Genomic DNA, 18,962 nt, shown 5'->3' on the forward strand with positions numbered 1-18,962 from the left:
GAAGATGATCGTGGCGATGAGAGGCTGAACCCAAGGAGCCTACGTGCGCCTGCTAATCAAAAACAAACAACGCGTTCTCACACAGCCTCGGTGGAGTGCGGACGGTGTTAGACGTATTCTCAACCAAGGTACATCCGAGGAGTTATCGGTTGAGGCGAGATAAAAGGCTTCTAGTAGCACTGATCTTATTTGGCGTTGCCCTCGGCGCTGGGCTTATCCAAGCATGGATCGTTCGGCTTTATATTACTGCGGCGGTAATGGGAGGGGAGTATTGGGATCACTTTGTAAGTGTTCTCGGAGGCACCTCGCCAGCGAGAGCACCGAACACCTTTTGCTTTGACTACTGCGCCCCGGACTTGCCATTCATAGCGGGTTGGGTGGCATTCTCTGCATTTTTTGCAGGAGCGTTTTTTGTAACGCTGGCGTGGTGGAAGCCAAAACCGTAAGTTTTTCGCTGCCTCACGCAATGTACGGCCTGGGGCGAACGCCGAACATCGGCTTGCGAGAAGCCTTGAGCAAAATGAACGCCGCTGCCGGACATCTCGCGCATCTTCTAACCCGTGACGCATGAAACAAATTTTGCGTCGGAACGCTCCGGCGCTGCGTTGATCGCGCGACGAGGCGGTGGATCGGCGCGGCCACCTGTGGTACTAAGGTAACCATGGATCGGTCGCATAATCGAAGGACAATTCTCAGGGGCGGCATCGCTGCCGGAATCGGCCTGGTGCTTCCCACGCGGGCTTTCGCTTCGGACGGGATCGTGCCGGACACCATCGCGCCGGGAGAAACCGTGGCGCCGCTGGCCGGGGCTTTTCCATCGGCACTGTCGTCGGTTTCCGCCACGCCTACCGGGTTGTCGCTCTACGAACGGCGCGTGTTCGATGTGGCCGCAAAACAGGCGGCGCGCGTGCGCAATCAGCTGTGGCGCACGGACGTGGTCGGCATCGTCGACTTCGCGCAGCCCTCCTGGAAGCCGCGCCTGCACTTCGCCAATCTGGAGAACGGGACCATCCGTTCGTTTCTGGTGGCGCACGGGCGCGGGTCCGACCCGGCGCACAGCGGCTGGCTGCAGCATTTTTCCAATGTGCCGGGATCGGAGGCGACCTCGCGCGGGGCCTACCTTACCGCCGAGTGGTACAAGGGCAAGTACGGCACCTCGATTCGGCTGGTCGGCTTGGACAACGACAACTCAATGGCATTGCCGCGCGCGATCGTCATGCATCCCGCGTGGTATGTCGGCAGTTCCATGATCGACAAGTGGGGCAAACTGGGCCGCTCCGAAGGGTGCTTCGCGATGAGCGACACCGACTTCAACGATGCGCTCTGGCACTTGTCGGGCGGGCGCCTGCTGTTTGCCGACCGGATCGGCGAAGGCTGAGTTCCTACGGCAGCGCTCATCGCAGCGTTGCGGTTCATGCATCCCTGCGGCAGTTAGACAGGCTGGCCCCGCGATGGTACGGCAGGGCATGGACACCAGCCTGACCGGTCCGGATGCCCCCGCGTCGGCGCCTTTGCTTTCCGGAGAGATCGAGAACGCCGACTGGCCGGAATTCGGCTGGATCGACGATGTGCGCCCGGCCCTGCGCGCAGCTGTCGCCGCAGGCCGACCGGCCGCTCTGGCAACACTCTACAAGGTGGCGGGCAGCGCCCCGCGGGGTCCGGGGGCCCAGATGCTGTTCACCGCCGCAGCGGACGGGACTGTTGCTGCCACCGGATATTTCTCCGGCGACTGCATCGAAGGCGACGTTGCCAATCATGCCGCGCAGGTACTGGCCGACGGCCAGCCGCGCCGGTTGCATTACGGCATGGGCAGCCCGTGGATCGATCTGCGCCTGCGCTGCGGCGGGGCGCTGCATGTGCTGGTGGAACGGATCGCGCCCGAATCCGACGCCGTCCACGCCTTGCTGGACCATGCGGCGGCGCGCCGGTCATGCATCTGGGAAAGCGACGGAACGGTGCAGCGGGTTCGTGCGGTGGACGGTCCGCTGCTGGATAGTGTCGAAAATCCGTTTCGCATTGCCCGCCGTTACGACCCGCCCCGCCGGTTGATCGTGTCCGGAGGCGATCCCGGCGCGCTTGCGGCTGCCCGGCTGGGTACTATGGCGCAGTTCGAGACGATCCTGCTGCGCCCCGGCGGGCCGCACACCCCGCCGCCCTTCCCCGTCAGCCGATACTTGCGAGAGGAACCGGCGCAAGCGCTGGCCCAGCTGGGCGTCGATCGCTGGACCGCGTATCTTGGCGCCACGCATGAGGATCACCATGACCTTGGCGGCTGCCTTGCCGCCCTGCGCGCAGGGGCGGGCTATGTGGGCATGATCGGCGCCAGATCGCGCGCAGGCCAGCGGATCGGCGCGCTGGAAGCAGCGGGCGCCACAGCGGAGGAACTGGCGCGGCTGCAGCTTTCGCCGGGCGTCCCCGGCCTCGGCAAGTCGCCCTGGGAAGTGGCCACCGGCATCCTTGCGCAAATCATGCAGGCGCTTAACCCGGCGCGCGAACGGGCGTGAACCGCGTCGCCATCGTCCTTGCCGCAGGGCGCGCCACGCGCTTCGGCAGCGACAAGATGTGCGCCCTTCTCGATGGCCAACCGCTGCTGCATCATGCCTTGCGGGCGGCCTGCGCCGCGCCGGTGGAGCGGGTAATCCTGGTGACGCGGCCCGACCTCGATACCGGCGCATGGCCGCAGGTGCAGGTCGTCCGGCTGGAAAGCGATGCCCTGTCGGAAACGCTGAAGGCAGGCATCGCTAATGCCGGTGATGCGGCGGGCGTATTCATATTTCTGGGCGACATGCCGCGCATTCCCCATGACACTGCCGCCCGTCTGGCTGCCGCGATCGGACCGGCATACGCCGCGATGCCGCGCCATGCGGGCAAACCCGGCCACCCGGTCCTGCTTTCCGCCGCCGCCTTTCCGGCCATCGGCGCGCTATCGGGGGACGAAGGCGCCGGACGGCTGCTGCGCAGGCGTGATGACGTGGTGATGGTCGATGTGGACGATCCGGCGATCCATTTCGACGTGGACCGCCCTGACGATCTAACGCGCGCCTAAGCCCGCCCCGTTTCGTTGGAGAGCAGGGCGGGGTCGATTCCTTCGGCCCGCCAGGTGGCCGACCAGCGGCCTTCCGGCGCAGTCTGGAACAGCACCTCGCGGTATCCCTCGGCAGCGTACCAGCCGTGGTGGCGCATCTCGCCCTCCAACTGGCCCGGCCCCCAGCCCGCATAACCCAGCGCCATCACCCACTGCAACGGCCCCCGCCCTGCCGCGATGGCGCGCAGCACGTCCATCGACGCGGACAGCGCGCAAAGCGGCGCCACCTCGATCGTGTCGCTGCCGCCCCAATCGGTGGAATGAAGGATGAACCCGCGCCCCGGCTCCACCGGCCCGCCATGCATGATTTCCCGATTGGGCGAGACGCCGGGATCCAGCCCAAGCTCTTCCAGAACATCGTGAAAGCGCACGCCTTCGCGCACATGGCCGATGCCGACGCCTAGCGCGCCATCGTCGTCGTGCACGCAGATCACGTTGACCGACCGCTCGAAACGCGGGTCGAACATGCCCGGCATGGCAAGCAGGAGACGGCCCGCAAGATACTGTTCCTTGGTCACATTGCCAATCTATGCCTCTGCGCGCGCATCACAAGAGGCGAACGGGACAAGAGCGCTTCCCCCGGACGGCGGGGCGGCCTATGCGCCTTTCGACATAGGAGATCTCCCGCTCATGGCCCTGCTGTTCGACCTGCCTGCCGCCCCTGCCGTCCCCGTGGTCGGCAGCGATGCCGCATACCCTGTGCGCCGCGTGTTCTGCGTGGGCCGCAACTATGCCGCCCATGCGCTGGAACTGGGCAATGCGGTGGACCGCGAGGCGCCAATCTGGTTTACCAAGGCGCCGTCCGCCATCTGCCTGTCAGGCGCTGACATTCCCTATCCGCCCGGCACCGACAACTGCCATTACGAGATGGAATTGGTGGTTGCCATCGGCACCCCGGCCTTTCGCGTCGTGCCCGAAGCGGCACTGGACGCGGTGTTCGGCTATGCCTGCGGCCTCGACCTGACCCGACGCGACCTGCAGAACGCCGCCAAGGGCAAGGGCTATCCATGGGACACCGGCAAGGACTTCGAGAACGGCGCCGTCATCGCAGCCATCACTCCCGCCGCCCAATTCGCAGTCGAAGGCCAGCGCATCGCTCTGGCGCGGAACGGCGCGGTGAAGCAGGAAGGCGTGCTTTCGGACATGATCTGGTCGATCCCCGAACTGATCGCGGACCTGTCGTGCATGTATCATCTGCAGCCGGGCGACCTGATCTATACCGGAACGCCTGCCGGCGTCGGCCCTGTCGTGCCGGGCGACCTGCTGGAAGGCTCCATCGAAGGGCTGGAACCGCTGCACCTGACGATAAGCGCGGCGGAGTAACGCTGCTTCCTTGTGGCGGGGCGCAGCGCAACCTGCGCGCCGCTACCACCTTTGAGCGATAGCGGCATCTATGACGATGCCTGAAAGCCGGAAAAAAGATGACTGCCAAAAGACGCCTTCGCACTCACGCCCTCGTCACGATGCCGCTGCTGGCCCTCGCCGCCGCCCCGGCACGGGCCGAAGAGGCAGATGAGCCACGCGGGCCGATCGTGGTCACGGGGCGCGGCCTGTCCGAAGGGCCGGCGACGCCTGCCTACGACGTTCAGACCATCGCCCGCGACAAGCTCGTTTCCAGCGCGTCCGGCAGGATCGAGGACGTGCTCTCCTCCGTCGCCGGGTTCCAGCAGTTCCGCCGGTCGGACAGCCGCGCGTCCAACCCTTCCAACCAGGGCGTCACCCTGCGCGCACTGGGCGGAAATGCCTCCAGCCGCGCGCAGGTGCTGCTTGACGGGGTGCCGGTGGCGAACCCGTTCTTCGGCTACATCCCGTTCAGCGCCCTGTCGCCAGACCGTCTCGGCTCAGTACGCGTCACGCGCGGCGGCGGCATGGGTGCCTTCGGATCGGGCGCGGTATCGGGCACCATCGAGATGGAGAGTGCCGGCCCGGACGAGGTCGGCCCCATCGCCGCGCAGGCCCTCGTCGACAATCGGGGCGAAACGCAAACCGCCCTCACCATAGCCCCGCGTCTGGGCCAGGGCTTCGTCGTCGCAGGCGTCCAGTGGGATCGCGGCCAGGGCTTCTGGACCACGCCGAAGGACCAGCGCGTCGCCGCTTCTGCCCGTGCCCGGTACGAAAGCTGGTCGGGGTCGCTGCGCGCGGTGGCGCCGCTGAGCGACACGGTGGAAGTGCAGGCATCCGGCCTCGTCTATGACGACCATCGCACGCTGCGCTTCAAGGGCGCGGATTCCACCTCATCCGGTCAGCAGGGCTCGCTGCGCTTCGTCGGGCGGGGGGACTGGCAGTTCGACGTTCTGGGCTTTGTGCAAGCGCAGGACTTCTCCAACGTCGTCATCAGTTCGACCAGTTTCAAAAAGACGCTCGATCAGGCGAAGACGCCGACGCTGGCCGTGGGCGGCAAAGCCGAACTGCGCCCGCCCGTAGGCGACGACCACGTCCTGCGCATCGGCGCCGACGTGAAGCTGTCTCGGGGCAACCTTGTGGAATCACCCTACAGCGCCGTCACCGGGCAGGCCACCGCGTTCCGCCGGGCGGGCGGGCGGCAATCGGACCTTGGCCTCTATATCGAGGATGACTGGACCATCGGGCAGATCGTGCTGACCGCAGGCGGCAGGCTCGACCGCTGGACCATCACCGACGGTTACTACCGCGAGATCAACCCCGCCGGCGTTGCCACCACCGACACGGCCTATTCCGACCGCGAGGGATGGAGCGGCAACGGGCGCGCCGGGATCGTGTGGAACGCGGCGCCCGCCGTCTCGCTGCGCGCCGCCGCCTATACCGGCCTGCGCCTGCCGACGCTGAACGAGCTGTACCGCCCCTTCGTGGTCTTCCCCATCACCACGCAGGCCAATGCCGGGCTGAAACCCGAACGCCTGCGCGGCTACGAAGCGGGCGTGGACTTCCACCCGACGCAGGCGCTGAAGCTGTCGCTGACGGCGTTCGACAATTACCTGAAGGACGCGATCGCCAACGTTACCCTGTCCGCCACCACGCGGGAGCGGCAGAACGTGGACCGGATTCACGCGCGCGGGCTTGAGGCCAGCGCCGATCTCGCGTTCGGCAATGTCGATCTCTCCGGCTCGCTTTCCTGGACCGACGCCAAGGTCCGCGCAACGGCGGCGCAGGGCGCGCTTGACGGGATGCGGCCGGCGCAGGTGCCAAAGCTGGCGGCCAGCGGCACCGTGGCGTGGAAGCCTGCGGACGGCTGGCGCCTGGCCGCCACGGTGCGGCGCACCGGCGCGCAGTTCGAGGACGACCTCGAGGTCGACAGCCTGAAGGCGGCAACCACGCTGGACCTCTACGCCCAGGTGCCGATCACCCGCTTCGCCTCGCTGGTGCTGCGGGCGGAGAACCTGACCGACGAAACCATCGTGACGCGCAACGCGGGCGGTTCGATGGACCTTGGCCAGCCGCGCACCTTGTGGGCGGGCGTGAAGCTGGGCTTGCGCTGAACTGCCGGGCAAGTCATGGCTCTTTATCACACGCCATGACCCGCTTCACCGTAAACGACCGCCCCGTCCAGTTCGAGATGGACCCGCGCACGCCCCTGCTGTGGGCGCTGCGCGACGCGGCCAACCTTACCGGCACCAAGTACGGCTGCGGCGCGGGCGATTGCCATGCCTGCACCGTGCTGGTCGACGGCGCGGCGTTGCGGTCCTGTCTCATCACTCTGGCCGAGTGCGAGGGACGCTTCGTGGTCACGGTAGAGTGGCTGTCGCGCGATCGCTCGCATCCGGTGCAGCAGGCGATGGTGGCTGAACAGGCGATCCAGTGCGGGTTCTGCACGCCCGGCATCGTCATGAATGCCGCCGCCCTGCTGGCGCGAAACGCCAGCCCGTCGGAGGCGGAGATCAAGGCGGCTATCCCGAACCTTTGCCGCTGCGGGGTCCAGCCCCGGCTCGTACGCGCGGTCCAGCGCGCCGCCGCAGTCGCCCGGCGCGAGGAAAAGATCGACGCCGCGCCCCCGCCCGGCGGCACCCCACGCATTCCGGCGCTCTCCCCGCACGGACCTGACACCAAGCAAGGAAAGACCCCATGAAGGCCACCATCTGGCACAATCCCAAGTGCGGCACATCGCGCAAGACGCTGGCGATCCTGGAAGAAACGCCCGGCGTGGAGGTCCAAGTCATCGAGTACCTCAAAACCCCGCCGAGTGCCGACAAGCTGGCGCAGCTTTATCGCGATGCCGGGATCACGCCGCAGCAGGGCCTGCGCATCCGCGGCACCGATGCAGAAGAACGCGGCCTGCCGCAGGCCGACGATGCCACGGTTCTGGCAGCGATGACGGCAGACCCGATCCTCATCGAACGCCCGCTCGTAGAGACGGAAAAGGGCGTTCGCCTTTGTCGCCCGCAGGAAACGGTTCACCAGATTCTCTGAGCCGCTTTCCCCATCGGCCTGCCGCAGGGCACGGCCCATCGCCTTGCATTGGCCGGAACAATCTGCCACCGCATGGCGCTTCCGTGACATGACATAATTGCGAGAGCTTTCCTCAGCATGACCAGCACCGAGCTTGCCCGACGGCCCCTGACTCAGCGGATCGGGCAGAAGATCAAGCAGCGGATGGGACCGTGGGGGGTCTTCCTCGAAGGATTCATCCGCAATCCGGTGATGGTCGGCTCGATCGTTCCGTCCTCGCGGTTCACGATCAACCGCATGCTGTCCAAGGTCGACTGGCCGAACACGAAGCTGTTCGTCGAGTACGGCCCCGGCGTCGGCACGTTCTGCCAGCCGGTGCTGGATCGCCTGCCGCGCGACGGCATGCTGATCGTCATCGACACCAACCCGATGTTCATCGACTACCTGCGCCGGACCATCACCGACAGCCGCTTCGTGGCGGTGAACGGTTCGGCTGCCGACGTCGAGGAAATCGTGCGCGCGCATGGCCATGAAAAGGCGGACTACGTACTGTCTGGCCTGCCTTTCTCAACGCTGCCCGAAGGCGTGGCCCCGGCCATCGCCGCCGCCACCTACCGCGTGATTCGCAAGGGCGGCGCTTTTCTGGTCTACCAGTTCCGCCCCAAGGCGCGCAGCTACATGGCCCGCCACTTCAAGCGCATCGACGATGCGATCGAGCCGATCAACGTCCCCCCCTGCTTCATGTGGTGGGGCTGGAAGGACGAAGACTGAGCCGACCTGACCGCAGGCAAAAGGAACCCGGAAGTGGATGGCCACTTTCCGGGTTTCCTTTTGCGCGAAAGGCGCGCCGGCCTTAGCCGAACAGGTCCGCCTGCACTTGCGCAGAAGGGCCTGCCAGCTGGCGGTGGACCTGCGCCAGTACCGCCACGAAATAGAGCGCCATGATCGATGCCAGCAGCGATTCCACCGCCGCCGCCACGAACCGGGCGACTTCCACCGGAGCCAGCAGCGCCACCGGCATCGTCAGCACATTGGCGAAAATCAGCAGCACCAGCATGGCGATCACCAGCAGCGCGTAGAAGCCCAGCAGCCTTGCCGTGTTGCCCCTTGTCAGCTTCCACGAGCGCACCAGCGCGGCGACGGGATTGAACTGGTGTTCCACCGCGATCACCGGCGCCGTCACCGACAGCCGCACGCCCACGACGACCGCGAACAGCAACACGACGGTCAGCCCGATCACGCCGCCGACCATGCCCGCCGCTGCGCCCAGCACGCCCGCCACCACCAGGGCAACGGCAGCGATGCCCATCCCGCTGAGGATCTGCGCCAGCAGGTAGGGCACGACGCCCTTCACCCCGGCGCGGATCGCTTCCCCCACCGTCGGTCGGCGGTCGGAGTCGAGCAGGCACAGCAGCGATATGGAGCCCAGTGCCTGGAACAGCGCCATCGGCACCATGATCGGAACGATGGACATGTAATACGCCTTCACCGCTTCCATCGCCTGCGTCTGGTTCATGCTGGCGGCGGTTTCCGGCGGCGGAAAGAAGATCGCGAACACCAGCTGCGGCAGGAGGAAGAACACTCCCGCCAAGGCCAGCACGACCTCGCGGTTGGCGGACACGGCCTGGGCTGCCTGGGTCCATGCCCGGCTGCTGTCGAACTTGTTCAAGGGTTCCATGATCGTGCCATAGACGCCGACGAACGCGTTTGCACTTGAAACCCGCAGGGAATGACGCCACGCAACGCGCCATGACTTCGCTTCCCGGTGACATCGAACTTCGCATCTCCGCCAGCCCCGTGCCTTACCGCGAGGCGCTGGAGGAAATGACCGCCCGCAACGCCGCAATCGCAGCCGGAGAAGCGCGCGAACTGATCTGGCTGCTGGAACATCCACCGGTCTACACCGCCGGAACCAGCGCCGCGACCGACGAACTGCTCGACCCGCGCTTCGAGGTGGTCGAAGCGGGCCGCGGCGGGCGCTATACCTACCACGGCCCCGGCCAGCGCATCGGCTATGTCCTGCTCGATCTGCGCAAGCGGGCCCGCGATGCGCGCGGCTTCGTCCACGGGCTGGAAGGCTGGGTGATCGAGACCCTGCGCGATTTCGGTGTGGAAGGCTTCCGCTCGGACGGGCGGATCGGCATCTGGACGCAGGATGTGGATGGGCGAGAGGCCAAGATCGGCGCCATCGGCGTGCGCATCCGCAAGTGGGTGACGATGCACGGCTTTTCAGTCAACGTGCAGCCCGATCTGTCGCACTTCACCGGCATCGTGCCTTGCGGAATAGAGGAATTCGGCGTCACCAGCCTGCAGCGTCTGGGCAGGCAGGTTGATCTTGCGACATTCGACACCGCGCTGATCGCCCGCGCGCCGGCATTTCTTGCCGCGCTGGAAAGCCCCTGCCCGCCCCCAGCCCCGGTCAGCGCAGCGCCTGAGGAGACGGCATGATGAAAGCAACGCGTCATTCCATGCGATTCGCCCTGCCGATTGCGCTTGCCGCGCTCGCGCTGGCCGGCTGCAACAAGAAGGCCGACGACCAGCCCAAGGCCGCTGCCGGCGGCGAACTGCTGCCGCGCTCGATCAGCGACGACATGCTGCCTTACGACACGGTGCAATCGCAGGCGTCCCTCTCAGCCCCCGACGCGGCCCTTCGCGCGCCGCGCCTGGCCGACCCTGCGGCATCCGCATCGATCGCCCCGGTGGAAGAGGCCGTTCCCGAAGAAGAAATCCCGGTGATCGAAGCGCCCGCACCACCTGCCCAGCCTTGAGCCGTCAGGCTCTGCTTTGCGGCGGGGATGCGGGCATGTGTCGCCGGGCGTGCTCGACTTCGTCCAAAATCGCGCGAAGGCCCTCTCGATAACTATCGATTCGTTCCATCCCCAGCGCCGGATCGAGCTGATGCGAGTGCGCCATCAGGTCGGCGATCATCCGACGGCATTCGGTTTCCGGCATTTGTGCAAGGCTGCGCGCCAGAACATCCTGGATGGCAAAAACGCTGCCTTCTGCCGCCAGCGCGGCCCGTTCGAGCGCGGCGACCCTTTCGTCTATCCGTTGTGCCATCATACCGCCCGGCGCGCCAAACCGAAATGTTCATTATTGAACATATCCAGCCTTACAGGCGATCGGCCGAATCGACTATCCCAAAGATTCGAACACCCTAAGCGCCGCCCGCCCGTTCAGCATCGACCGACAGCAGCATCTTTTTACCTCACTGAACATGTCTCACGGAAACATTTTGCTCGGTTCGTCGTTGGCTGTGTGCGGTTCGTCACGCATTCTTACGGAAAGACGTTCGTTCATCTCACGTTGTGGATCAATGAACGATCAGCGTTGTTACCGGATCATTCCAACGCACCTGATGAGGGCACACATTATGCGCAAAGCCATTCTCGCCGCCACTATGATGGCGCTCACCCTTCCCGCCACCGTCGCGTTCACGGCGCCTGCCGAAGCTCGCGATCACCGCCGCTACCACCGTACCCACGACGGCGTCCGCTACTGGCGCGGCAATGACGGTCGCTATCGCTGCAAGAAGAACAACGGCACCACCGGCCTTCTCGTCGGCGGTGTGGCGGGCGCCCTTGCCGGTCGCGCTATCGATACCCGCGGCGACCGTACTGTCGGCACCCTGCTGGGCGCAGCAGGCGGCGCGGTGCTGGGCCGTGAGATCGACCGCGGCGGTTCGCGTTCGCGCTGCCGCTGATCTTCAGCCAACCCCTTGCGAAAGGCGCGTCGTCCCTGTGGCGGCGCGTCTTTCGCGTTTAAGGAGCAACGGATCAAGGCTTTCCTACATGACCCGCTTATGCTCCAATGCGCCCATGTTTCAGCGATTTACCCTTGCGATCCTGCCTCTGGCGCAGTCCCGGATGAAAGTCTCCGCAAGATTGCCTGCCCGACAGCGACGTCATTTCATGCCGGATTGCAACATCGCACCGTCCGCAGGATGACCGTCGCGCCTTCTGCCGATACCCCCGCGACCCGGCCCGCCATGCTCGTCACCGGCGGCGCCAAGCGCATCGGCGCCGCCATCGCCCGCGCCTTCGGGGCGGCAGGCTGGCATGTCGTGATCCACTACGGCCAGTCGCGCGATCAGGCAGAGGCGCTTGCCGCCGAACTGCCCAGCGCGGAAACCGTATCCTGCAACCTCGATGACTGGGACGAAGGCCCGGCGATGGTCAAAGCGCTGGCCAACCGGCTTTCCGACTGGCGCGTGCTCGTCAACTGCGCGGGCGTGTTCGATCTCGACACCGCGCAGAACCTCGATCCGGCGACGTTCACCTCGGCAATGCGCGTCAACGCGGCCACGCCCGCCCGGCTGGGGCAGGCGTTCCTGGCCCAGGCCAGGGCTGCAGGCGGGCGGCGGCTGATCCATGTCACCGACCAGAAACTGCGTAACCCCAACCCCGATTTCTTCTCCTACACCATGAGCAAGCACGCACTGGCCTCAACTGTGCCGATGCTGTCGATGGCCCGCACCGACCCGCGCGACAGGGTCTACGGCATCGCTCCCGGCGCTATCCTCGCCAGCCACGACCAGACCGAGGCTGAGGCGGACATATCGCACCGCATGAACCTGCTGCGTCGCCGTGCGACCGCGCATGACGTTGCGGACGCCGCCCTGTTCCTCGCGCATGGCTGGCTGGAAAGCGGCGAAACGCTGTACGTCGATTCAGGCCAGCACCTGATACCCCAACCGCGCGACGTCCTGTTTCTGGCGCGGGAGGGATGATTGTGCATTTTTCAACATAACCCCCCTTGCATGCGGGTGATTACCCCCGCAAGAACCCTTGATGGCATTCGGTATTCTCGACCGCTTCCTTGAGCGCGGCGTCCGTCAGGGCGTGCTTGAGCTGGCCCGCCCCGACGGCTCCGTCCGTCGTTTTGGAACCCCCACACAAGGCTTTCCCGAAGTCCGCATCCGGCTCACCGACAAGGGTGCCGAACGGCGCATCCTGCGCGATCCGCGCTTGGGTGCGGCCGAAGCGTTCATGGACCGCCAGCTCGAAGTCGAGCAGGGCGACATCATGGACCTCGTCTACCTGCTGCGCGCCAATGCCCGGTGGGACAAAGGCGGCGAACTGAAGGAACAGAGCCGCCTCAAGAATGCGGTCGGCAAAGCCGTCACCCTCATCGACGGCATCAACCGCGCCGCCAGCGCGAAGAAGAACATCGCGCACCACTACGACGTCGGCAACGACCTTTATAACCTGTTCCTCGATACCGAGCACATGCAGTATTCCTGTGCCTACTGGCCCAGTGACGACATCACCCTCGAGCAGGCGCAGACTGCAAAGCTCGCCCACATTGCCGCCAAGCTGGCGATCGAACCGGGGCAGAAGGTACTCGACATCGGCTGCGGCTGGGGCGGCATGGCGATCTATCTTGCCAAGCATTTCGACGTGTCGGTCAAGGGCATCACCCTGAGCGAGGAACAGCTCGCCCTTGCCCGCGAACGCGCGGTGGAAGCGGGCGTGGCAGGACGCATCGACTTCGAACTGATCGACTACCGCGACCTTGCCGCGCGTGGCGACAAGTTCGAACGCATCGTCTCGGTCGGTATGTTCGAGCATGTCGGCCAGGCCCAGTTCGACCGCTTCTTCCGCGACTGCGCCACTCTGCTCGATGACGAGGGTGTGATGCTCCTCCACACCATCGGGCGCATGGGCGGGCCGGGCTCCACCGACGCCTTCACCCGCAAATACATCTTCCCCGGCGGCTACATCCCCGCGCTTAGCGAGACGGTGGAAGCCAGCGAAAAGGTCCGCCTGATCGCGACCGACGTGGAGAACCTGCGCCTCCACTACGCCAAGACCCTGCGCGAATGGTACAAGCGCTGCGTCGCCAACATGGACGCCATCGTCGCCCTGTATGACGAGCGCTTCTATCGCATGTGGATCTTCTACCTGTCGGGCGCCACCGCCGCCTTCGAAAGCGGCGGCATGTGCAACTACCAGATTCAGTATACCCGCAGCCGCCACGCGCTGCCCCTCACCCGCGACTACATCGCGGATGGGGAGCGCGCGCTGCTGGACGCCTGATACCAAGTTGCGAAATTCGGGCGCACCTGCTAGCCGCGCGCCCGAACTTCCAACGCCTCTCTCGCGAAAGCCGTGCCCATGTCCGACAGCATCAAGAAGGTCGTCCTCGCCTATTCCGGCGGCCTTGACACCAGCGTCATCCTCAAGTGGCTCCAGGTCACCTACAACTGCGAAGTGGTGACCTTCACCGCCGACCTCGGCCAGGGCGAGGAACTGGAACCCGCACGCGCCAAGGCCAAGCTGATGGGCCTGCCGGACGAGAACATCTACATCGACGACCTGCGCGAGGAATTCGTGCGCGATTTCGTCTTCCCGATGATGCGCGCCAATGCCCGCTACGAGGGCGACTATCTGCTGGGCACGTCGATCGCCCGCCCGCTGATTTCCAAGCGCCTGATCGAGATCGCGCATGAAACGGGTGCCGATGCGGTCGCCCACGGCGCCACCGGCAAGGGCAACGACCAGGTCCGCTTCGAACTGTCGGCCTATGCGCTCGACCCGAACATCAAGGTCATCGCACCCTGGCGCGAATGGGATCTGACCAGCCGCACCGCGCTGATCGCCTGGGCCGAACAGCACCAGATCCCCGTCCCCAAGGACAAGCGCGGCGAAAGCCCCTTCTCCACCGACGCCAACCTCCTGCACACCTCGTCCGAGGGCAAGGTGCTGGAGAACCCGTGGGACGAGACGCCGGATTACGTCTATTCGCGCACCGTCAACCCGGAAGACGCGCCGGACGCGCCCGAATACATCACCGTCGACTTCGAGAAGGGTGACGGCGTGGCCCTCAACGGCGTGGCGATGAGCCCCGCTGCCCTGCTCACGGCACTCAACGACCTTGGCCGCAAGCATGGTATCGGCCGCCTCGACCTGGTGGAAAACCGCTTCGTCGGCATGAAGTCGCGCGGCATGTACGAGACCCCGGGTGGCGAGATCTACGCCCGCGCTCACCGCGGGATCGAGCAGATCACGCTGGATCGCGGTGCCGCTCACCTCAAGGACGAGCTGATGCCGAAGTACGCGGAACTGATCTACAACGGCTTCTGGTTCGCGCCTGAGCGCGAAATGCTGCAGGCCGCGATTGACCACTCGCAGGATCGCGTAAACGGTACCGTCCGCCTCAAGCTCTACAAGGGTTCGGCATCGGTCGTTGGTCGCAAGAGCGCCGATTCGCTGTATTCCGAACGCCACGTGACGTTCGAGGACGATGCCGGCGCCTACGATCAGAAGGATGCAGCGGGCTTCATCAAGCTCAACGCCCTTCGCCTGCGCCTGCTGGCACAGCGCGACACTCGCTGAACAAGACGCTGATCTTTCCACAGCGTTAACAGAGTCCGGCGGCCCGTTGCCAAAGCGCGACGGGCCGCTTTTGAGTCTATGGCCTTGGGGAACTCGCGAAGTTAGGACTCCCGGCATCGTCAACGACGAAGCGGGGTAAGTTTTGCAAGTACGTGGGATCAGCCGTTCTGCCAGCCTGATGGCGCTTTGCGCCGCTGTGGTCCTGCCCTTTGCAGGCCCTGCACAAGCTGAAGCTCCGGTTCTTCCCGCTGCACTTGTTCCTGCAGTTGCTGGCGTCAACGCCGTCGCCGCCGCAGAAGTTCCCGCTGGCATCACTTCCGCCGTCGATGCCGCCAGCGATATCGACGTCACCCCGATCGCCGGCGGCGTCGCCAGCTTCTATGGCCGCCACCTCAAGGGCGCCCGCACTGCCAGCGGCGAGCGCTATGCGCCCGACGCCATGACCGCCGCGCACCGCACCCTGCCGTTCGGTACGCAGGTGCAGGTGACGAACCCGCGCAACGGCGAATCGGTCGTCGTCACCATCAACGATCGCGGCCCCTTCCACGGCAACCGCGTGATCGACCTGTCCGACGCTGCCGCCGATGAACTCGGCATCACCCGCATGGGCAGCGGCAAGGTGGAACTGGCCGTCCTCGGCGACTGAGACTGGATTGTTCTGGGGGCTCGCCAAGATCAGCCTGAACAGAACATCAGCCTGAACAGAACATCAGCCTGAACCACGAACATTCGCTCATCCAGCGATGCCCGCGCCAAAATCTGAGCTTGAGAGAAGGTCGGCCGGCGCGGCAGGGAGGGGGTGGGGGAAGCGCCGCGCCGGCCTTCATTCACGATAACAGCGGCAGGCCGGTTGCGTTCCCGGACCCTGCGCAGTTTTGTCGATCCGTGCGCCGCCGTCGACGAACTGCTTAAATCCCTTGCCCCCGTAGCATCCTAACGAGGGCCAGTCGCGGAAGCGCGAGGGTGGCGCCCTCGCGTTTCTCCTTACCTCCTACCGATCCGCCTAACCCGCCCGCTCGGCAGGAAATGCGCTGTTTACTTGGCCCAGCTGCTCAGCAGTGGCTTCAGGTACTGACCTGTAAAGCTGCCTGGTGCCTGCACCACTTCCTCGGGCGTGCCTTCCGCCACGATCTGGCCGCCGCGAACGCCGCCCTCCGGCCCCATGTCGATGATCCAGTCGGCGGTTTTGATGACGTCGAGGTTGTGTTCGATAACAACCACCGAATTGCCCTGATCGACCAGTCGGTGCAGCACTTCCAGCAGTTTGCGCACGTCCTCGAAATGCAGCCCGGTGGTGGGTTCGTCGAGGATGTAGAGCGTCTGCCCGGTGGAGCGGCGGGCGAGCTCCTTGGCCAGTTTCACGCGCTGGGCCTCGCCACCCGAAAGCGTCGTCGCCTGCTGGCCGACCTTGACGTAGCCAAGGCCCACTTCGTTCAGCATGTGCATTCTGTCGCGGATGGGCGGCACGGCCTTGAAGAACTCTTCCGCGTCCTCGATCGTCATGTCGAGCACGTCGGCGATGGACAGCCCCTTGAACTTCACCTCCAGCGTTTCGCGGTTGTAGCGCTTGCCGTGGCATTCCTCGCACGTCACGTAGACATCGGGCAGGAAGTGCATCTCGATCTTGATGAGGCCGTCGCCCTGGCACGCTTCGCAGCGCCCGCCCTTGACGTTGAAGCTGAAACGGCCCGGCTTGTAGCCGCGGGCCTGCGATTCCGGCAGGCCGGCGAACCAGTCGCGGATCTGGGTGAAGGCACCGGTGTAGGTGGCCGGGTTTGAACGCGGGGTGCGACCGATCGGCGACTGGTCGATCTCGATCACCTTGTCGCATTTTTCGAGCCCGGTGATCCTGTCGTGCGCGCCGGCGATCACACGCGCGCCATTCAGCTGGCGGCTGGCGCCTGCCTGCAGCGTGTCGATGGTCAGCGACGACTTGCCCGAGCCGGACACGCCGGTCACGCAGCAGAACGTGCCCAGCGGGAACTTCGCGGTCACGCCGGTCAGGTTGTTGGCGCGCGCGTTCTCCACGGTTACGAAGTGGCCGTTGCCCTTGCGGCGCGTCGTCGGCACCTCGATCCGGCGGGTGCCGTTGAGGTACTGCGCGGTCAGGCTGTTTTTGCTCTTGAGCACCTGCTTGAGCGTGCCTTCGGCCACGACTTCGCCGCCATGCACGCCCGCGCCGGGCCCGAGGTCCACCAGATAATCGGCGGTGCGGATGGCGTCTTCGTCATGTTCAACCACGATGACGGTATTGCCGAGATCGCGCAGGCGCTTGAGGGTCTCCAGCAGCATGTCGTTGTCGCGCTGGTGCAGGCCGATGCTGGGTTCGTCCAGCACATAGAGCACGCCGGAAAGGCCCGACCCGATCTGGCTGGCCAGCCGGATGCGCTGGCTTTCGCCGCCCGAAAGCGTGCCACTGGTGCGGTCGAGGTTGAGGTAATCCAGCCCGACGTTGTTGAGGAAGCCCAGCCGCTCATTGATTTCCTTGAGGATGGCCTGCGCGATCTGGCGCTGCTGGTTGGTCAGCCTGCCTTCCAGTTCCCCGAACCACTTGAACCCGTCCGCTACCGACAGGCGCGCGGCATCCGCGATGTCGCTGCCGCCGACCTTGACCGAGAGCGCCTCTGGCTTGAGACGCTTCCCGTCGCAGGTCTCGCACGGCTGCGCGGTCTGATACTTGCTCAGCTCCTCGCGCATGAAGGCGCTGTCGGTCTGGAGCATGCGGCGGTTGAGGTTGCCTATGACCCCCTCGAACGCCTTGTTGACGGTGTATTCCTTGCGCCCGTCCTTGAAGGTGAGCGGCACGGCCTTGCCGCCGGTGCCGTAGAGGATCACCAGCTTGATCTCGCCGGGCAGTTCGTCCCACGGGGTGGTCAGGGCGAAGCCGAAATGGGCGGCCAGGCTGGAAAGCACCTGCATGTAATAGGGGCTGGGCGGATTCGACTTGGCCCAGGGCACGATGGCGCCCTGCTTGAGCGTCAGATGTTCGTTGGGAACGACTAGCTGCGGGTCGAACAGCAGCTTTTCACCCAGACCGTCGCAGGCCGGGCACGCACCCTGCGGGGCGTTGAACGAAAACAGGCGCGGCTCGATCTCCTCGATGGTGAAGCCGCTGACGGGGCAGGCGAACTTTTCCGAGAAGACGATGCGATTGGCGGGAAGGCCGGCACCCTTGAGGTTCCTGCCCTGCTCCTCTTCCTCGCGACCGGGGACGTTGCCGTCCGCCATGTCCGCGTAGGCAAGCCCCTCGGCCAGCTTGAGCGCCTGTTCGAAGCTGTCTGCCAGACGGGTCTGGATGCCGTCCTTCACAGCGATGCGGTCTACCACGACTTCGATGTCGTGCTTGAACTTCTTGTCGAGTGTGGGCGCGTCCTCGATCGGGTAGAATTCGCCGTCGATGCGCACGCGGGTGTAGCCCGCCTTCTGCCACTCGGCCAGCTCCTTGCGGTACTCGCCCTTGCGACCGCGCACGACCGGCGCCAGCAGGTAGAGGCGCGTCCCTTCGGGCAGCGCCATCACCCGATCGACCATGTTAGACACGGTCTGCGCCTCGATCGGAAGGCCGGTGGCAGGGGAATAGGGCACGCCCACGCGCGCCCACAGCAGACGCATGTAGTCCCAGATTTCCGTCACCGTCGCCACGGTGGAGCGCGGGTTGCGGCTGGTGGTCTTCTGCTCGATCGAGATGGCGGGGCTGAGCCCGTCGATATGTTCGACGTTCGGCTTCTGCATCATCTCCAGAAACTGGCGCGCATAGGCGCTCAGCGATTCCACGTAGCGGCGCTGCCCTTCGGCGTAGATCGTGTCGAAGGCGAGGCTGGACTTGCCCGAACCGGACAAGCCGGTGATGACGATCAGCTTCTCCCGCGGAAGCGCGATGTCGAAGCCCTTGAGGTTGTGCTCGCGCGCGCCGCGCACGGTGATGTGGGAGAGACTCATGGAGGCGGTATGTTCCAGATTTGTTCGCACGCTTCAAGAGGGCTTGAAGCCATCGGGCGCAAGGTTCTGGCCTATGTGGGGAGCCTTGCGGCGGAAGCAAGGGAGGCCTTGGACATCCACCATCTACCAGATGGCTGACACGGCTGAAGGTGATGTCATTGGAATGGTCCGTCGAGGTGGTACGGTGCCGCCCAAAGCCAGGAGAACCCCATGCCTCGCCGTGTCCTTCTTGCCCTGAT

Annotated in this window: 19 protein-coding genes; 15 read left to right on the forward strand and 4 right to left on the reverse strand. The window is 65.4% G+C overall.

Annotated elements, in window-relative coordinates; translation table 11 throughout:
* Positions 1 to 724: 724 nt before the first annotated feature.
* The 3 genes from GGR40_RS17295 (at position 725) to GGR40_RS17305 (ending at position 3,046) form a co-directional block, all read left to right on the forward strand.
* Positions 725 to 1,378: a murein L,D-transpeptidase catalytic domain-containing protein gene (locus GGR40_RS17295; RefSeq protein WP_429277499.1), complete on the forward strand. Its 654-nt coding sequence runs from the start codon at positions 725 to 727 to the stop codon at positions 1,376 to 1,378.
* 73 nt (positions 1,379 to 1,451) lie between these two features.
* Positions 1,452 to 2,504, forward strand: a complete 1,053-nt coding sequence (locus GGR40_RS17300) for an XdhC family protein (RefSeq protein ID WP_429277500.1) — start codon at positions 1,452 to 1,454, stop codon at positions 2,502 to 2,504.
* A complete protein-coding gene (locus tag GGR40_RS17305) occupies positions 2,501 to 3,046 on the forward strand; it encodes a nucleotidyltransferase family protein (protein WP_429277501.1) in 546 nt (181 codons plus the stop codon). The genes GGR40_RS17300 and GGR40_RS17305 overlap by 4 nt, the downstream gene beginning before the upstream one ends.
* Here the strand turns inward: GGR40_RS17305 and GGR40_RS17310 are convergent.
* On the reverse strand, positions 3,043 to 3,552 hold the full coding sequence (locus GGR40_RS17310) for a YqgE/AlgH family protein (RefSeq protein WP_429277634.1): 510 nt from the start codon (positions 3,550 to 3,552) through the stop codon (positions 3,043 to 3,045). The two genes, GGR40_RS17305 and GGR40_RS17310, sit on opposite strands and share 4 nt — an antisense overlap.
* A gap of 163 nt (positions 3,553 to 3,715) precedes the next feature.
* Between GGR40_RS17310 and GGR40_RS17315 the strand changes: the two genes are divergently transcribed.
* The 5 genes from GGR40_RS17315 (at position 3,716) to GGR40_RS17335 (ending at position 8,218) form a co-directional block, all read left to right on the forward strand.
* On the forward strand, positions 3,716 to 4,408 hold the full coding sequence (locus tag GGR40_RS17315; RefSeq protein WP_429277502.1) for a fumarylacetoacetate hydrolase family protein: 693 nt from the start codon (positions 3,716 to 3,718) through the stop codon (positions 4,406 to 4,408).
* Positions 4,409 to 4,506: 98 nt separating this feature from the next.
* On the forward strand, positions 4,507 to 6,540 hold the full coding sequence (locus GGR40_RS17320) for a TonB-dependent receptor (protein WP_429277503.1): 2,034 nt from the start codon (positions 4,507 to 4,509) through the stop codon (positions 6,538 to 6,540).
* A 35-nt stretch (positions 6,541 to 6,575) separates the two neighbouring features.
* On the forward strand, positions 6,576 to 7,127 hold the full coding sequence (locus GGR40_RS17325; RefSeq protein ID WP_429277504.1) for a (2Fe-2S)-binding protein: 552 nt from the start codon (positions 6,576 to 6,578) through the stop codon (positions 7,125 to 7,127).
* Entirely contained in the window at positions 7,124 to 7,468 is a 345-nt protein-coding gene (locus tag GGR40_RS17330) for an arsenate reductase family protein (protein ID WP_429277505.1), read from the forward strand. Before GGR40_RS17325 ends, GGR40_RS17330 begins: the two co-directional genes overlap by 4 nt.
* Positions 7,469 to 7,585: 117 nt before the next feature.
* The gene (locus tag GGR40_RS17335; RefSeq protein ID WP_429277506.1) at positions 7,586 to 8,218 is read left to right on the forward strand and encodes a class I SAM-dependent methyltransferase; all 633 of its coding nucleotides are present in this window, start codon (positions 7,586 to 7,588) and stop codon (positions 8,216 to 8,218) included.
* Positions 8,219 to 8,300: 82 nt separating this feature from the next.
* On the opposite strand, the gene GGR40_RS17340 is transcribed toward GGR40_RS17335, so the two are convergent.
* Positions 8,301 to 9,125 (reverse strand): hypothetical protein, encoded by an 825-nt coding sequence (locus tag GGR40_RS17340; protein ID WP_429277507.1) that lies wholly within the window; start codon positions 9,123 to 9,125, stop codon positions 8,301 to 8,303.
* Positions 9,126 to 9,196: 71 nt separating this feature from the next.
* Between GGR40_RS17340 and lipB the strand changes: the two genes are divergently transcribed.
* Positions 9,197 to 9,895: a lipoyl(octanoyl) transferase LipB gene (gene lipB / locus GGR40_RS17345; protein WP_429277508.1), complete on the forward strand. Its 699-nt coding sequence runs from the start codon at positions 9,197 to 9,199 to the stop codon at positions 9,893 to 9,895.
* Entirely contained in the window at positions 9,892 to 10,215 is a 324-nt protein-coding gene (locus GGR40_RS17350; RefSeq protein ID WP_429277509.1) for a hypothetical protein, read from the forward strand. The genes lipB and GGR40_RS17350 overlap by 4 nt, the downstream gene beginning before the upstream one ends.
* Positions 10,216 to 10,219: 4 nt before the next feature.
* On the opposite strand, the gene GGR40_RS17355 is transcribed toward GGR40_RS17350, so the two are convergent.
* Entirely contained in the window at positions 10,220 to 10,510 is a 291-nt protein-coding gene (locus GGR40_RS17355; RefSeq protein WP_429277510.1) for a hypothetical protein, read from the reverse strand.
* A 310-nt stretch (positions 10,511 to 10,820) separates the two neighbouring features.
* On the opposite strand from GGR40_RS17355, the gene GGR40_RS17360 reads away from it, so the two are divergent.
* The 5 genes from GGR40_RS17360 (at position 10,821) to GGR40_RS17380 (ending at position 15,430) form a co-directional block, all read left to right on the forward strand.
* Positions 10,821 to 11,150 carry a glycine zipper 2TM domain-containing protein gene (locus GGR40_RS17360; protein ID WP_429277511.1) on the forward strand — a complete coding sequence of 110 codons (330 nt, stop codon included), beginning with the start codon at positions 10,821 to 10,823 and terminating at the stop codon, positions 11,148 to 11,150.
* Positions 11,151 to 11,390: 240 nt separating this feature from the next.
* Entirely contained in the window at positions 11,391 to 12,176 is a 786-nt protein-coding gene (locus GGR40_RS17365) for an SDR family oxidoreductase (protein WP_429277512.1), read from the forward strand.
* 61 nt (positions 12,177 to 12,237) lie between these two features.
* Positions 12,238 to 13,485, forward strand: coding sequence for a class I SAM-dependent methyltransferase (locus GGR40_RS17370; protein WP_429277513.1), 1,248 nt, complete (start codon positions 12,238 to 12,240; stop codon positions 13,483 to 13,485).
* A gap of 78 nt (positions 13,486 to 13,563) precedes the next feature.
* Complete coding sequence (locus GGR40_RS17375; RefSeq protein ID WP_429277514.1) at positions 13,564 to 14,784, forward strand: argininosuccinate synthase; 1,221 nt, start codon at positions 13,564 to 13,566, stop codon at positions 14,782 to 14,784.
* 178 nt (positions 14,785 to 14,962) lie between these two features.
* A complete protein-coding gene (locus GGR40_RS17380; protein WP_429277515.1) occupies positions 14,963 to 15,430 on the forward strand; it encodes a septal ring lytic transglycosylase RlpA family protein in 468 nt (155 codons plus the stop codon).
* Between the two features lie 389 nt (positions 15,431 to 15,819).
* Here GGR40_RS17380 and uvrA read toward each other — a convergent pair whose 3' ends face one another.
* On the reverse strand, positions 15,820 to 18,723 hold the full coding sequence (gene uvrA, locus GGR40_RS17385) for an excinuclease ABC subunit UvrA (RefSeq protein ID WP_429277516.1): 2,904 nt from the start codon (positions 18,721 to 18,723) through the stop codon (positions 15,820 to 15,822).
* Between the last annotated feature and the right edge of the window lie 239 nt (positions 18,724 to 18,962).

This window comes from Novosphingobium gossypii (assembly GCF_050433305.1).
In the GTDB taxonomy this organism is placed as follows: domain Bacteria; phylum Pseudomonadota; class Alphaproteobacteria; order Sphingomonadales; family Sphingomonadaceae; genus Novosphingobium; species Novosphingobium gossypii.